The following is a 14,932-nucleotide window of genomic DNA, read 5'->3' as shown; positions in this document are numbered from 1 at the left end:
GCGGAGGGAACGGCGCGGTGGACACAGTGGGGACGGTTCCGGCAACCGACCGGCGGAGAACAGGCGGACGGCTCACCCGGCGGCAAGCCGTCCGGACACTCGTCGGCGAGGCCGCCGGCAGTCCGCTCAAGCGGACGATGGGCGTGGCCCAGCTGACGCTGCTGAGCGTGGGCGCCACTCTCGGCACCGGCATCTTCGTGGTGCTGGGGCAGGCGGTGCCGCAGGCCGGTCCCGCCGTCGTCCTGTCCTTCGTGCTGGCCGGCGTCACCGCCCTGTTCTCCGCGCTGTCGTACGCGGAACTGGCCGGCATGATCCCCGGCTCCGGGTCGTCGTACAGCTACGCCTACGCCACCCTCGGCGAGCTGGTCGCCTGGGTCTGCGGCTGGTGTCTGATCCTGGAGTACGGGGTGTCGGTCGCCGCCGTCGCCGTGGGCTGGGGGCAGTACGTCAACGAGCTGCTGGAGCTCACCCTCGGCCTCTCCCTGCCCGAGTCGCTCAGCGCGCCGCCCGGCGCCGGTGGTGTGCTCAACGTCCCCGCCGCCCTCATCGTCGTCCTCGCCATGGTCGTCCTGCTGCGCGGCGCCAAGGAGAGCGCCGTGGCCAACACCGTCATGGTCGCCGTCAAGATCGCCGCGCTGGTGCTGTTCTGCGCCGTGGCGTTCACCGCCTTCCGGGCCGGCAACTTCCGGCCCCTGTTCCCGCTCGGCGCGGCCGGCATGAGCGCCGGAGCGGCCTCCCTGTTCTTCTCGTACATCGGGTTCGACGCCGCCTCCACCGCGGGCGAGGAGGCGCGCGATCCGCAGCGGGACCTGCCGCGCGCGATCATCCTGTCCCTTGTCCTCGTCACCGCCCTGTACGTCCTCGTCGCCGTCGCCGCGCTCGGCGCGATGCCCTGGCCGCGGTTCGCGGGGACCGAGGCGACCCTGAGCGAGGTGCTCGTGCGGGCCGTCGGCGGCGGCAGCCTGTGGCCGGTCCTGCTGTCCGTCGGGGCGGTCGTCGCCACCACCAGCGTGGTGCTCACCGTGCAGTACGGGCAGATCCGCATCCTGTTCGCCATGGCCCGGGACGGACTCGTGCCGCCGCTGTTCGCCAAGGTGCACCCGCGCACCGGAGTGCCCCGCGCGGGCACCGTGATCGTCTCCGGCTTCATCGCCGTCCTCGCGGCCCTCGTCCCGCTCGGCAGCCTCGCCGACGCCACCAGCATCGGCACCCTCTTCGCGTTCATGCTGGTCAACGTGGCGGTCGTGCTGCTGCGCCGGCGCGACCCCGACGCGCCCCGCTCCTTCCGGGTGCCGTTCTCCCCGGTCACGCCCCTGCTGGGTGTCGCCTTCTGCGGCTACATGCTGTGCAGTCTCGGCGCCGACACCTGGATCGCGTTCGGCGCGTGGCTGGCGGCCGGACTCGTCGTCTACGGCCTCTACGGCATCCGGCACTCCAAGCTCGCCACCACCAAGGAAGACCCCGCATGACCGCCCTCGACCTCACCGCCGACGTCGTCACCCTCACCCGTGCCCTCGTGGACCTGCCCTCCGAGAGCGGGGAGGAGGAGCGGATCGCCGACACCGTCGAACAGGCCCTGCGCGGCCTGCCGCACCTCGCCGTGGACCGGGTCGGCAACTCCGTCGTGGCCCGCACCGACCTCGGACGCGGCGAACGTGCCGTGATCGCGGGGCACCTGGACACCGTGCCGGCCGCCGGGAACCTGCCCTCCCGGCCGGCCGACGGGCGGGTGTACGGGCTCGGCGCCTGCGACATGAAGGGCGGAGTGGCGGTCGCGCTGCGGCTCGCGGCCACCGTGCCGGAGCCCGCCCGCGACGTCACCTACGTCTTCTACGAGTGCGAGGAGGTCGAGGGGGAGCGCAACGGGCTCGGCCGGATCGCCGCCGCCCGGCCGGGGCTGCTGGAGGAGGCCGGCCTGGCGATCCTGATGGAGCCCTCCGACGCCGGTGTCGAGGCCGGCTGCCAGGGCATCCTGACCGCCGACATCGTGGTCAGGGGCGTCCGGGCGCACACCGCCCGCGCCTGGCGGGGCACGAACGCCGCGCACAAGGCGGGGCAGGTGCTCCAGCGGCTCGACGCGCACGTCCCGGAGCGGGTCGTGATCGACGGGCTGGAGTTCCGGGAGGGCCTCGGCGCGGTCGCGGTACGTGCCGGGGTCGCCGGGAACGTCGTACCCGACGAGTGCGTCGTGACCGTCAACTGCCGTTTCGCACCCAGCCGTTCGCCTCAGGAGGCGGAGGCGTACGTGCGGGGCCTCTTCCCGGAGTACGAGGTGCGGGTCACCGAGGCCGTCGGCGGGGCGCTGCCGCACCTGGACCGAGTGGGCCCGCTGGTCGCCGCCCTCGGGGCCGAGCCCCGGGCCAAGCTGGGGTGGACCGACGTGGCCCGGTTCGCCGCGCTCGGGGTACCCGCGCTCAACTACGGCCCCGGGGACCCCTCGCTGGCGCACACGGCGGGGGAGTACGTCCCCGTGGCGCACCTGGAGCGGTGCGAGGACCGGCTCAGGACGTGGCTGGGCTGAGCCCGGCCAGCGTCCGCAACTGCAGCCACAGCACCAGCCGTTCGTCGGGGTCGTCCAGGTCGACCCCGGCGTGCTGCTGGAGCTGCTTGAGGCGGTAGCGGCAGGTGTTGGGGTGCACGGCCAGCAGCCTGGCCGCGCCGGCCATGTCGCAGCCCGCGTCGAACCAGCACACCAGCGTGCGCGCGTACTCGGTGCCGTGCCCGGCGTCGTACGCCAGCACCCGCCGCCACGCGCCGGCGCTCAACTCGCGGCGCCCCTGCATCACTTCGGCCAGCCGCAGCAGCGTCACCCGGGCCCGCACCTCGTCCACCACGGCCACCGGCAGGTCCGCGTCGAGCACCCGCAGCACCAGGTCGGCGTCCGCCCGCGAGTCGGTGAGCCCGTCCGCGCCCGGCACCACCTCGCCGAGCGCCGCCCGGACCGGCACCCGCAGCGCCTGCCCGGCCCGCGCCACGATGTCCTCGGCGAGCGCGCGGTGCCGCGCTCCCGGCCCGGGCAGGACCGCGTACACCACCCCGTCCAGCAGCACGCACGCGTGCCGGCCGTAGCGGGCCTCGCACTGCAGGCGTACGACGTCCAGCAGGCGCAGCGCGGTGCGTTCGGCGTCCGGGACGCTCGCGGCGGAGTCCAGGACGAAGGCCGCCACCCGGGCCGGGCCGTCGACGCCCAGGCGGGCGGCGGCCGTCGCCGGGTCGTCCGCCGTGCCGTCCAGGAGCCGGCGCAGCAGGTCGCCGCCCCGGTGCCGGGCCAGTTCCCGGGCCGCCCGGGCGCGCAGCAGGAGCAGCGCGGCGGTGGAGGCGCCCTGGGCGAGGGTGTCCTCGGCGTCCGGGGCGAGCGAGCCGCCGTCGATCACCCACACCGAGCCGAGGGTCTCCCCGCCGGCCCGTACCGGCATCGCCAGCCGGGGCAGGCCGCTGCCGGTCAGCGCGGGCAGCCGCAGCGGCCGGTCGGCGGCGAACAGCCGCCGGTACTGCTCGGTGTTCTCGGCGCTGGCCGGCACCTGCCGGCCGAGGATGCCCTGCCGGCGGTCCTCGTCCACGGGCTGGCCGGGGACCGTGGAGTAGGCGAGGATCCGCTGGCGCGGGTCCTCGATGGCGGTGGCCCCGCCGGTCGCCGTCGCGACGGCGTCGGCGAGCGCGAACAGGTCGCCGAGCCCGCTGTCGCCCGCCCCGGTGTCGGCGGCGAGGGCGGCGGGCCGGGCGGCGATGGCCGACGCCAGCAGCAGATGGACCCGGTGCCAGGCCGCGTCCTCGTCGACCGACAGCAGGGCGACGCCGTGCTCCCGCGCCGCCGGGACCGGCCCGTCCGCGCCGCGCACCACCACCCCGGTCAGCCCGGCCTCCGCCGCCGCCCCCAGCAGCGGTCCCGCGTCCGCCGCGGGCACCCCGACCGCCAGCAGCAGCGCGCCGGGCAGCCGGGCCAGCGGGGTGCGGCCGTCGTACAGGACCGCCTCCGTGACCGGGGCGGTGAGCCCGGCGGGGGCGGTGTGCAGGCGCAGCGCGGGGCCGCCGACGACGTCCAGGAGGTCGCCGAGGGTGCAGGCGTCCATGGTCCTCAGCTTGCTGGTTGGCGGATGGTGCAACGAACGTACGCGTGCCTTGGCCGCTCGCACAACACCTGCGCCGCCGTCGCCTCCGAGACTCGTCCCATGACAGGAGGAGCCACCATCCGCACCGTCCACGACGTCGCCGGGCTCGCGGCCGTCGCCGACCATTTCAGCGACGTCTGGCGGACGCCCCGCACCGCCCCGCCCTACCCGGCGGAGGTGCTGCACAGCCTGGTCCACGCCGGCGGCGCGGTGCACGCCGTCCACGACGGGCGGCGGCTCGCCGGGGCGGCCGTCGCCGTGCCCGGCCCGGACCGGAGCACGTACTCGCTGGTGGCCGCCGCCGAGCGCGGCCTCGGACACCGCCTGAAGCTGGCCCAGCGGGACTGGGCCGTCGCCCTCGGCGCCCGCACCATGCGCTGGACCTTCGACCCGCTGGTCGGCCGCAACGCCCGCTTCAACCTGGTCAAGCTGGGTGCCGTCGGCACCGAGTACCTGGTCGACTTCTACGGCCCCATGACCGACGGGGTGAACGACGGCGACGAGAGCGACCGGCTGACGGTCACCTGGGACCTGACGGCGGAGGGAACGCCGTACGACACCGAGCCGCACGGGCCCGTCCTGCGGAGCGCCCCCGACGGCGGCCCGCTGGTCCGGCGCGCCGGACGGCACGTGTGGTGCCGGGTCCCGGACGACGTCGTCAAGCTGCGCGCCGCCGATCCGGCCCTGGCGCTGCGCTGGCGGCACGCCGTGCGCGAGGTGTTCCTGGAGGCCTTCGTGGAGGGGTTCCGGGCCACCGGGATGTCCCGCGACGGCTGGTACACGCTGACCGGGACGGAGGGCGCCGCGTGAAGCTGGAGCGCGTGGAGATCGTCCATGTGGCGATCCCGCTGGTCACCCCGTTCCGCACGTCCTTCGGGACCATGACGGCGAAGGACACCTTCCTGCTGCGCGTCGTCACCGACTCGGCCGAGGGCTGGTCGGAGTTCGCCGCCGACCCCGAGCCGCTGTACTGCTCGGAGTTCGTCGCCGGCGCCGAGATCGTGCTGCGCGACTTCCTGCTGCCCCGCGTGGCCGCGCTCCCGCACCTCACCACGGCCGCGCTGGCCCCCGCCCTGGCGAAGATCAAGGGCCACGAGCTGGCGAAGGCGGCCCTGGAGACGGCCGTGCTCGACGCCGAGCTGCGCGGTCACGGCATGTCGCTCGCGACCTACCTCGGCGCGGTGCGGGACCGGGTGCCCGCCGGGGTCTCCGTCGGCATCAAGAACGCGGTGCCCGAGCTGCTGGACGACGTCGAGCGCTACCTCGCCGAGGGGTACGTCCGCATCAAGCTGAAGATCGAGCCGGGCTGGGACGTCGAGCCGGTGCGGGCGGTCCGCGAGCGCTTCGGTGACGACCTCCCCCTCCAGGTGGACGCCAACACCGCCTACACCCTCGCCGACGCCGAGCACCTGCGCCGGCTGGACGCGTTCGGGCTGCTGCTCATCGAGGAGCCGCTGGAGGAGAACAACCTGTACGCCCACGCGCAGCTCCAGAAGCGGCTGCGGACCCCGGTCTGCCTGGACGAGTCCCTGCACCACGCCCGGGACACCGCGTCCGCCATCGCGCTGGACGCCTGCCGGGTGGTCAACGTCAAGCCCGCCCGGGTCGGCGGCTACCTGGAGGCCCGCCGGGTCCACGACGTGGCCCACGCGCACGGGGTGCCGGTGTGGTGCGGCGGCATGCTGGAGACCGGCATCGGACGCGCGCCCAACCTCGCCCTGGCCGCGCTGCCCGGCTTCACCCTGCCCGGGGACACCTCGGCGTCCAGCCGCTACTTCGCGGAGGACATCACGGAGCCGTTCGTCCTCGACGCGGACGGCCATCTGCCCGTCCCCGACGGCCCCGGCATCGGCGTCACCCCCCTGCCGGACGCGCTGCGCCGGTTCACGCGGGCACGACGGGACCTGTACACGGCTTGACGTGGCCTGTCCGCGGGGTGGCGGGGCGTGTACGTGGCTTGGCCGGGGCCCGTACACGGGGTGGCGGGGCCTGGCACGGGGCGGTCCGTGCATGGCACGGCGGGGCTCGCCCGCGGCATGACCTGACCCGTACGCGGCAGAAGGGGCTCGTGCCGGTCACGTTAGATTGAGCTCGTGCTCTCACGTCTCACACGCCCCCAGGCCCTCGCCGTCTGCGCGCTGCCCGTCGTGGCCCTGCTCGCCACGGCCGCCTTCGCGCCGCTGCCGTTCTCGGTGGCGCAGCCCGGCATGACGGCGAACGTGCTCGGGCGGAACCAGGGCACCCCGGTGATCACGGTGTCGGGGGCGGAGACCCGCCGGACCAGCGGGCAGCTGCGGATGACCACGATCGAGGCGACCGGCCCGGACGCCCATGTCGCGCTCGGTGACGTGGTCGACAGCTGGTTCCGCACCGACCGCGCGGTGCTGCCGCGCGACTCGGTCTACCCGAGCGGCGACACCGTCAAGGAGATCGAGCAGCACAACGAGGCACAGATGCGGCAGTCCCAGGACGCGGCGACGCAGGCGGCGCTGAAGTACCTGGGGCTCGGCGCCGGCAAGGTCAAGGTCACGCTGCGGCTCGCCGACGTGGGCGGCCCCAGCGCCGGGCTGCTGTTCTCCCTGGGCATCATCGACAAGCTGAACGGCGACGGCCGCGGCGGCGACCTCACGGGAGGCCGCGTCATCGCCGGTACGGGCACGATCGACGCGGCCGGCCAGGTCGGCGCGGTCGGCGGGGTGGCTCTGAAGACCCAGGCCGCGCGCCGGGACGGGGCCACCGTCTTCCTGGTGCCGAAGGCGGAGTGCGCCGACGCGAAGGCGGAGCTGCCGAAGGGACTGCGCCTGGTCCCGGTGACCACGCTCAAGGGCGCGGTCGACTCCCTGGTGGCGCTGGAGAGCGGCAAGGGCCCGGTCCCGAGCTGCTAGGGGGGACTCCGGCCGCCCGCCGCCTGCCGTACTCGGGCGGTGCCGGCCGACGGCTCGGCGGGCGGACCGCCGCCCGCCCCCGGGCAGGGGATCAGCCCTCGTCCGGATCCGGTACGTCCATGCCGGTGCAGGCCAGTTGTTCGGCCACCTCCGCGCAGGCCTCGACGCCCCGGGGGGAGCGTACGGAGAGCATCGGGCTCGTGTAGCCGGTGGTGTCGTCGGCCGGGTAGGTCGTGGAGAGGACGTCCCGGCCCGCGCGTACCGAGACCTCGCGGGCGTGCGGGGAGCGCACCCGCACCTCCGACCAGGCGGTACCGCAGGCCGGGGAGTAGCGCAGCCGGACGGTGTAGGCGGGGTCGGTGACGGTGCTGGTGGTCCGCGCGTCGCGTGCGCAGGTGGTCGCGTCGGGCAACTCGCCCCGGCAGGAAGGCCTGTGGCAGTGCGGGACCGCCATCACGACCGGCGTACCGGTCGAACCGCTCTGGTCGTGCGCGGCGACGGCGGCGCCCGCCACGGCCGTCACCCCGGCCAGCGCGAGCACACACAGGGGCAGCCATCGCCGCCCGCCCGAGAGCCGGGGCCCGGTCCCGTCCTGGGTGCTCGCGGGCGACGGCCCGTCGGCGGTGTGCTCGGTGGCCTCCCACAGGGCCAGTACCGCGTCGGGATCGACGCGGGCCAGCCGGGTGAGCGCCTCCACGGCCGGTCGCGGTGGCCGCTGGGCACCGGTCAGATAGCGGTGCCAGGCGGACTTGCTGTACGGGGTGCGCGCTGCCAGCGCCGCCAGGCTCAGCCCCGTACCGTCCTTCAGTTCCCGCAGTCTGACCAGCAACGGTTCGTCGGGCGCGGTCGGTTTTTCGGGGTGGGGCATGGTGCGTCCCTCGACTCCTTTTCCGCTATGGGCGCTTCGCCCTTGATGCCGGAATGGCTTCCCGAGGGGAAGGCGGTTGCAACACTCGGTGAGGTGTGAGGAGGGTGAGGCACATGAGCGCGTCGAAGGCCTGTTCGGGGACGCGTGGTCCTCGAACAGGCCGCGACGGTCGGGGTGGGCGGTGGTTCAGGGGGTACGGCGGTGGGGGACCGTCAGCACCACGGGAGCGTGGCGCCGACCCTGACGTAACGGGCGGAGACGTAGCCCCGGTGGTGGGACAGCCGGTACCACGTGTGGTTGCCGAACACCCCGGTGCCGTAGCGCTTGCAGGTGAGGGCCACGAGCCGGTGGTGGTGCCGGTGGCCGACCACCCGGTAACCGGTGCCCGGGCCGGAGCGGACGTTCAGCGTGAGGCGGTGCGTGACCACGCGGCCCACGGCGGGGATGCCGCGCCGGTACGACGAGGTCTGCACGATGACGCGGCGGAGCCGGTGGGTGCGGTGCGCCGAGTGGAGGCGGCGCCCGGCGTGGTGCACGCGGTGGACGCTGCGGTGGTGGCGGACGGTGTGGCGCTTCGCCGACTGGTGCCGGGTCGGAGCGGGCAGCAGCGAGGGGAGGGTGTGCCGCACGCCGGCGGTGGCGGTGGGGTACGGGGTGGTGCCGCCCGCCGGGGCGGCACCGGCCGCCGTGGGCAGGATGGCGAGCACCGCGACCGCGGCCAGCAGGCCGCTCTGCAGGGTCCGTCGGATCATGGAAACCTCCGGGCTGTCGTTCTCGTGACCACGCACCGTGATCACGACAGCCAGCGTTTCCGTGACGAGCCGTCAGAATGCCGTTCCCGCGTCCCGTGGGACACCGGGGACGTCCCCGGGAACGGGCGGGGCGCGGGGGACGGTGCGCCGGCGGTGCCGAGCACCGCCCCGGCGCGCCGACGCGGCGACGGCGTCCCAGGGCCTCTCGTTCGGATCAGGCCGGCGTCCCCTACGTCCGGTCGGCGTCCGCGGCGGCCTGCTCCACCAGTGGGATGATCCGCAGCGGCACGGGGTTCTCCATGACGATCGCCGTGGAGGCCCGGACGATGCCGTCGAAGCCGACGACCCGGTCGATCACCCGTTGGAGGTCGGCGTTCGAGCGGGCCACCAGCCGGCACAGCATGTCCCCGCTGCCGGTGGTGGTCAGCAGCTCCAGCACCTCCGGCACGGTCGCGAGGTGGGCCCGTACGTCGGCGCCCTGGCCCTGCCGGATCTGGAGGGTGGCGAACGCGGTGACCGGGTAGCCGAGGGCCGCCGGGTCCACCTGCGGACCGAAGCCGCGGATGACTCCGTTCGACTGGAGCCGGTCCAGGCGCGCCTGCACGGTCCCGCGCGCCACGCCCAGCCGCCGGGACATCTCCAGCACCCCGATGCGCGGTTCCCGGGCCAGCAGCACGATGATGCGCCCGTCGAGGTGATCGATCGCCACGGGACCCCCTGAGATGGTCATCCTGTACAGAAAGACCGCCGAGACGGCCGTACCGCTGGTCATATTGCCCAGCGAATACGCGAACTATTGCGCACCTTGCAGAGCAGAGCCACCCTTCCGCTATGACGCAGACCACAGACCTCACTCCCGACACGACCGCCCGGCAGGACGACCCCTTCCCGGTCAAGGGAATGGACGCGGTCGTCTTCGCCGTGGGCAACGCCAAGCAGGCGGCGCACTACTACTCCACCGCCTTCGGCATGCGGCTGGTCGCCTACTCCGGACCGGAGAATGGCAGCCGCGAGACCGCCAGTTACGTGCTGGAGAGCGGCTCCGCCCGCTTCGTCCTCACCTCCGTGATCAAGCCGAGCAGCGCCTGGGGCCACTTCCTCGCCCAGCACGTGGCCGCGCACGGCGACGGCGTCATCGACCTGGCCATCGAGGTCCCGGACGCGCGCGCCGCCTACGCGTACGCCGTCGAGCAGGGCGCGAGGAGCGTCGCCGAGCCGTACGAGCTGAAGGACGAGCACGGCACGGTCGTCCTCGCCGCCATCGCCACCTACGGCGAGACCCGGCACACCCTGGTCGAGCGCACCGGCTACGACGGCCCCTACCTCCCCGGCTACACCGCCGCCCAGCCGATCGTCGAGCCGCCCGCCCACCGCGTCTTCCAGGCCGTCGACCACTGCGTCGGCAACGTCGAACTCGGCCGGATGAACGAATGGGTGGGCTTCTACAACAAGGTCATGGGCTTCACGAACATGAAGGAGTTCGTGGGCGACGACATCGCCACCGAGTACAGCGCGCTGATGTCGAAGGTGGTCGCGGACGGCACCCTCAAGGTGAAGTTCCCGATCAACGAGCCCGCCATCGCCAAGAAGAAGTCCCAGATCGACGAGTACCTGGAGTTCTACGGCGGCGCGGGCGTCCAGCACATCGCGCTCAACACCAACGACATCGTGCAGACGGTCCGCACCATGCGCGCGGCCGGCGTCGAGTTCCTCGACACCCCCGACTCCTACTACGACACCCTCGGCGAGTGGGTCGGCGACACCCGCGTGCCCATCGAGACCCTGCGCGAGCTGAAGATCCTGGCCGACCGCGACGAGGACGGCTACCTGCTGCAGATCTTCACCAAGCCGGTCCAGGACCGCCCGACCGTGTTCTTCGAACTCATCGAGCGGCACGGCTCCATGGGCTTCGGCAAGGGCAACTTCAAGGCGCTGTTCGAGGCGATCGAACGCGAGCAGGCCAAGCGGGGCAACCTGTAACACGGTGCCCTACTCGCTGGGCGGCGGCTCGTCGGGTACGTCGCCCAGCTCCCGCAGCGTCTCCCGCGCCACCGGCGCCTTCAGCGGCGAGAAGTACGGGTTGATGCGCAGAGCCTCCTCCAGATGCCGCCGCGCGGGGCCGTACCGCTCCAGTTCGGCCTCGATCACGCCCCGGTGGAACGCGTACAGGGCGCTGCGCACCCCGCCCCCCTTCGCCTTGTCCGTCGCGGTGGTCGCGTAGGTCAGCGCCTCCTGGTCCTCGCCGGCCCGGTGCAGCGCCCAGCCCAGCGCGTCGGCCACCTCGATCCCCGGCTGCCGCCGCCACTCCTCCCGCAACCGCTCCACCGCGTCCCACGGGTCGGCGTGGTCCGCCTCGAACCGCCCGATCAGCAGCTCCTCGTCCACCCCGCCGGACACCGCCCGCCGTACCGCCGCCTTCATCCGCGCGTACTGGTCCTCGGCGGGGCCGGGCTGCCCCAGCGACTCGTACAGCTCGCCCAGTTCCAGCAGGTCCGCGGGGTCCGGCCGCTTGGCGACGGCGGCCCGGTACGCGGCCAGCGCCTGCGCGGTGCGCCCCAGCGCGGCCAGCGTCCGCGCCCGACCGGCCGGTGCCGCCCGCTGGTCGGGATCCAGCCGCAGCGCGGCCTCGAAGTGCCGCAGCGCGTCCGCGAGGTCCCCGCGCTCCCACGCCAGCTGCCCCAGCCCGGTCAGCCACGCGGCCTGCTCCGCCGGGGTGCGGGCGGCGGCCGCCGCGTCGGTCAGCTGGGCCACCGCGTCCTCGCGCCAGCCCCGGTCCCGGTACACCGCCGAGGCCCGCGCCATCACGGCCGGCCGCGCCTCCGGGTCGGTGCGCAGCGCCAGCAGCTTGTCCAGGGCGGAGCGGGCCTTCTCGTAGTCGCCGAGCCCGGTGTACGCGTCGATCAGCGGCGGATACGCCTGCCACCGCTTCGGCGCGGCCTTCAGCGCCTGCTCGCCGTAGTCCTTCGCCGCCGGGAAGTCGCGGCGCGCCAGCGCCAGCGCGGCCAGGCCGCCCAGCGCCTCGGTGTTCCGGCCGCCGCGCACCTCCAGCGAGGTCCGCAGCGCCCGCTCGGCCTTCGGGAAGTCGGCCGCGTCACCCGCCCGGCGCCCCCGCTCCACGTACGCCGACCCCAGCACCGCCCACGCCCGCGCGTCCCCCGGCTGCGCCCGCACCCGCTGCTCCTGCCGCCCGATGAGCGCGGTCAGCCCGGGCAGCGCGGCCGGCACCCCGTAGGTCACCGTCGTCAGCGCCGGCACCTGCTCCGGGGGCCGCGCCTGCGGACCGGCTGCGGGCGGCGCGGCCGGCCCCTGCCGCCGCTCGTGCGGCAGCAGCATCAGCACCGTGCCCGCCACGACACCGCCCGCCAGCGAGGCGACCAGCACCCGCCGCAGCGCCCGCCGGGGCCGGCGCGGCGCCGGCGGCTCCGGGACCAGGGACGTACCCACGCTCTGTCGGTTGTCCATGGCGCTCACTGTGCGTCAATACGACGAGCACATCCGCGTGGCCCAAGGGCGGCGCGGGCGGGGTTCACACCGATGGCCGCGAGTGACAGGCTGTGATCATGAGCCGTATCGAAGCACCGCGCGACGAGCGCACCGGTAACCTCACCGACCGGCTCCTGGCCGGCCTGCCGCCCGAGGCCGTCCTGACCGACCCCGACGTCACGGCCTCCTACGCCCACGACATGGCGAGCTTCTGCCCGGCGGGCAGCCCCGCCGTCGTCGTCCTCCCGCGCACCGTCGAGCAGGTCCAGCACGTGATGCGCACGGCCACCGAGCTGCGGGTCCCGGTCGTCCCGCAGGGCGCCCGCACCGGGCTGTCCGGCGGAGCCAACGCCACCGAGGGCTGCATCGCGCTGTCCCTCACCAAGATGGACCGCATCCTGGAGATCAGCCCCGTCGACCGGATCGCCGTCGTCGAACCGGGAGTGGTCAACGCGGCCCTGTCCCGCGCCGTCGAGGAGCACGGCCTGTACTACCCGCCGGACCCCTCCAGCTGGGAGATGTGCACCATCGGCGGCAACATCGGCACGGCCTCCGGCGGCCTGTGCTGCGTCAAGTACGGCGTGACCGCCGAATACGTCCTCGGCCTGGACGTCGTCCTCGCCGACGGCCGCCTGATGTCCACCGGCCGGCGCACGGCGAAGGGGGTCGCGGGCTACGACCTCACCCGGCTCTTCGTCGGCTCCGAGGGCTCGCTCGGCATCGTCGTCCGGGCGGTGCTCGCGCTGAGGCCCAAGCCGCCCCGACAGCTGGTGCTGGCCGCCGAGTTCGCCTCCGCGGCGGCGGCCTGCGACGCCGTCTGCCGGATCATGGAGGGCGGTCATGTGCCGTCCCTCCTCGAACTCATGGACCGTACGACGGTCAAGGCGGTCAACGACCTCGCCCACATGGGACTGCCCGAGACCACCGAGGCGCTGCTCCTCGCCGCGTTCGACACCCCGGACCCGGCCGTCGACCTCGCCGCCGTGGGCGCCCTGTGCGAGGCCGCCGGCGCGACACAGGTCGTCCCGGCCGAGGACGCGGCCGAGTCCGAGCTGCTGCTGCAGGGCCGGCGGCTCTCGCTGACCGCGCTGGAGGCGGTGAAGGGCACGACGATGATCGACGACGTGTGCGTGCCCCGCTCGCGGCTCGGCGCCATGCTGGAGGGCGTGCAGCGGATCGCCGCCCGGTACGACCTGACGATCGGGGTCTGCGCGCACGCCGGCGACGGCAACACGCACCCCACCGTCTGCTTCGACGCCCGCGACGCCGAGGAGGCCCGCCGGGCCCGCGAGTCCTTCGACGAGATCATGGCCCTCGGCCTGGAGCTGGGCGGCACCATCACCGGCGAACACGGCGTCGGCGTGCTGAAGAAGGAGTGGCTGGCCCGGGAGATCGGCCCGGTCGGGGTGGAGATGCAGCGGGCGGTGAAGCAGGTCTTCGACCCGCTGGGCATCCTGAACCCGGGCAAGCTGTTCTGACCCTTCCCGGGGGCCGTTCACCGGGCGAGCAGCTGGTCGAGCGCGTCGTCGATGCCCAGCCGCCGGCCCTCCGAGCCCGGCGGCACCGCCCGCAGCGTCCGCTCCAGCCAGGCCGACACCTGCGGGGCGGGCGCCTCCAGCAGCGCGTCGCCGTCCGGCGAACTCAGCGCCATCAGCACGACACTGCGCCCGTCCGCCTTCGTCGGCCACACCCGCACGTCCCCGTGCCCGCACGGCCGGAACACCCCCTCCACCAGCAGGTCGCGGGCGAACGTCCAGTCGACGGGGTGCGCCGAGTTGATGTGGAAGGTGATGTGGACGGCGAAGGGGTCGTCGGAGCGGTAGCCGAGCCGCGCCGGCACCGGGACACCGCGCTCCGGTGACAGGATGAGCCTCATCTCCAGCTCGCGCTCCACCACGGTGTGCTGCATGACCTGCGTCTCCTCTCGCGTCGGGGCCCACGGACGGGCCCGCATGGGGGGAGAGGCCGAAGGGGCCGGGCCATTACGCGCCTTCGTAGGAATTTCTTTCGTGAGCCCGTGGCGTTCCGGTACGGCGTTGCCCGGAAAGGGGTGGGTCCCGCGGGACTGGCGGTGGGGGGTGCCCGGGTCTGATAGATGTGGAGGCCCCCATCCCACCCCCGAGCAGATACGGGACGACGGACATGAGCGCCCCAACCCCGGCCCCAGGCGACGACCGGCCCCGCGAGGGCTACTACCCGGACCCGTCCATCCCCGGCTACGTCCGTTACTGGAACGGCGCCTCCTGGGTGCCCGGCACGAGCCGCCCGGCGCCGAAGAACGGCGAACCGCTCACCCCGCCCCCCGGTGCCCGCCCGGCGTCCCCGTCCGTGGAGGAGACGGGTCCGCACTTCTTCGACGAGGACCCGCCGGACGGGGAGCGGCCGGGCGGTGCGGGTCAGCCGGGGCGGCAGGGCGGGCAGGGCGCGCAGCCGGCGCAGGGCGCGCACTGGGGCGGGCCGGGTGCGCCGGGCCGGCCGGGTGAATCCTGGGGCGCCGACCCCCGGGTGCCCGCCGAAGCCCCCCTCGCCCCCGACGGCCGTGCCACCGCCCGGACCGACGGCACCGCGGCGATCCCGCCGACGGAGGACGACCCCCACGACCCCGGCACCTTCATCTTCCGCCGCCCGATCCCCGGCCCGGCGGCGGCCGACCGCCCCGACGACGGCACGATGACCTTCCGCCCGGTCCCGTCCGGCACCGACAGCGGCCCGGCCGCCTTCGGCACGCAGGGCCCGGTCGGCGCGCCCGCGAACTCCGGCTTCGGCGCCGGAAAGGCCGCCGCCCCCTTGTCGACCTCGACGCCGGAGGCCTCCAGCTCCGCGGTGACCAGCTGG

At 74.5% G+C, this 14,932-nt stretch carries 14 protein-coding genes; 8 read left to right on the top strand and 6 right to left on the bottom strand.

The window, feature by feature from the left end:
* Positions 1-17 precede the first annotated feature (17 nt).
* Together ABZV94_RS13675 and dapE are read left to right on the top strand one after the other, a co-directional pair.
* Positions 18-1,469: an amino acid permease gene (locus ABZV94_RS13675; RefSeq protein WP_356340419.1), complete on the top strand. Its 1,452-nt coding sequence runs from the start codon at positions 18-20 to the stop codon at positions 1,467-1,469.
* The gene (gene dapE, locus ABZV94_RS13670) at positions 1,466-2,521 is read left to right on the top strand and encodes a succinyl-diaminopimelate desuccinylase (protein WP_356340418.1); all 1,056 of its coding nucleotides are present in this window, start codon (positions 1,466-1,468) and stop codon (positions 2,519-2,521) included. The genes ABZV94_RS13675 and dapE overlap by 4 nt, the downstream gene beginning before the upstream one ends.
* Here dapE and ABZV94_RS13665 read toward each other — a convergent pair.
* On the bottom strand, positions 2,502-4,070 hold the full coding sequence (locus tag ABZV94_RS13665) for a helix-turn-helix domain-containing protein (RefSeq protein ID WP_356340417.1): 1,569 nt from the start codon (positions 4,068-4,070) through the stop codon (positions 2,502-2,504). The genes dapE and ABZV94_RS13665 overlap by 20 nt on opposite strands.
* A gap of 99 nt (positions 4,071-4,169) precedes the next feature.
* Between ABZV94_RS13665 and ABZV94_RS13660 the strand changes: the two genes are divergently transcribed.
* The 3 genes from ABZV94_RS13660 (at position 4,170) to ABZV94_RS13650 (ending at position 6,994) form a co-directional block, all read left to right on the top strand.
* Positions 4,170-4,919 (top strand): chorismate synthase, encoded by a 750-nt coding sequence (locus ABZV94_RS13660; protein ID WP_356340416.1) that lies wholly within the window; start codon positions 4,170-4,172, stop codon positions 4,917-4,919.
* Positions 4,916-6,028 carry an o-succinylbenzoate synthase gene (menC, locus tag ABZV94_RS13655; protein WP_356340415.1) on the top strand — a complete coding sequence of 371 codons (1,113 nt, stop codon included), beginning with the start codon at positions 4,916-4,918 and terminating at the stop codon, positions 6,026-6,028. Before ABZV94_RS13660 ends, menC begins: the two co-directional genes overlap by 4 nt.
* 174 nt (positions 6,029-6,202) lie before the next feature.
* On the top strand, positions 6,203-6,994 hold the full coding sequence (locus ABZV94_RS13650) for a S16 family serine protease (protein ID WP_356340413.1): 792 nt from the start codon (positions 6,203-6,205) through the stop codon (positions 6,992-6,994).
* A gap of 91 nt (positions 6,995-7,085) precedes the next feature.
* Here the strand turns inward: ABZV94_RS13650 and ABZV94_RS13645 are convergent, their stop codons facing one another.
* From ABZV94_RS13645 to ABZV94_RS13635, 3 genes are all read right to left on the bottom strand, one after another.
* A complete protein-coding gene (locus ABZV94_RS13645) occupies positions 7,086-7,862 on the bottom strand; it encodes an XRE family transcriptional regulator (RefSeq protein WP_356340412.1) in 777 nt (258 codons plus the stop codon).
* Positions 7,863-8,074: 212 nt separating this feature from the next.
* Positions 8,075-8,614: a hypothetical protein gene (locus ABZV94_RS13640; RefSeq protein ID WP_356340411.1), complete on the bottom strand. Its 540-nt coding sequence runs from the start codon at positions 8,612-8,614 to the stop codon at positions 8,075-8,077.
* A gap of 229 nt (positions 8,615-8,843) precedes the next feature.
* Entirely contained in the window at positions 8,844-9,323 is a 480-nt protein-coding gene (locus tag ABZV94_RS13635) for an Lrp/AsnC family transcriptional regulator (protein WP_356340410.1), read from the bottom strand.
* Between the two features lie 122 nt (positions 9,324-9,445).
* On the opposite strand from ABZV94_RS13635, the gene hppD reads away from it, so the two are divergent.
* On the top strand, positions 9,446-10,594 hold the full coding sequence (gene hppD, locus ABZV94_RS13630) for a 4-hydroxyphenylpyruvate dioxygenase (protein ID WP_356340408.1): 1,149 nt from the start codon (positions 9,446-9,448) through the stop codon (positions 10,592-10,594).
* A gap of 9 nt (positions 10,595-10,603) precedes the next feature.
* On the opposite strand, the gene ABZV94_RS13625 is transcribed toward hppD, so the two are convergent.
* A complete protein-coding gene (locus ABZV94_RS13625; protein WP_356340407.1) occupies positions 10,604-12,076 on the bottom strand; it encodes a tetratricopeptide repeat protein in 1,473 nt (490 codons plus the stop codon).
* Between the two features lie 92 nt (positions 12,077-12,168).
* On the opposite strand from ABZV94_RS13625, the gene ABZV94_RS13620 reads away from it, so the two are divergent.
* Positions 12,169-13,575, top strand: coding sequence for an FAD-linked oxidase C-terminal domain-containing protein (locus tag ABZV94_RS13620; protein ID WP_356340406.1), 1,407 nt, complete (start codon positions 12,169-12,171; stop codon positions 13,573-13,575).
* Between the two features lie 17 nt (positions 13,576-13,592).
* Here the strand turns inward: ABZV94_RS13620 and ABZV94_RS13615 are convergent, their stop codons facing one another.
* On the bottom strand, positions 13,593-14,006 hold the full coding sequence (locus ABZV94_RS13615) for an SsgA family sporulation/cell division regulator (RefSeq protein ID WP_356340404.1): 414 nt from the start codon (positions 14,004-14,006) through the stop codon (positions 13,593-13,595).
* A gap of 233 nt (positions 14,007-14,239) precedes the next feature.
* Here ABZV94_RS13615 and ABZV94_RS13610 point away from each other — a divergent pair.
* Positions 14,240-14,932 (top strand): DUF2510 domain-containing protein (locus ABZV94_RS13610; protein WP_356340403.1); only part of this gene is annotated, 693 nt, incomplete at its 3' end.

The organism is Streptomyces sp. NPDC004658 (assembly GCF_040609555.1).
Taxonomy (GTDB): Bacteria; Actinomycetota; Actinomycetes; order Streptomycetales; family Streptomycetaceae; genus Streptomyces.
This window is presented reverse-complemented; position numbering and strand designations above follow the sequence as displayed.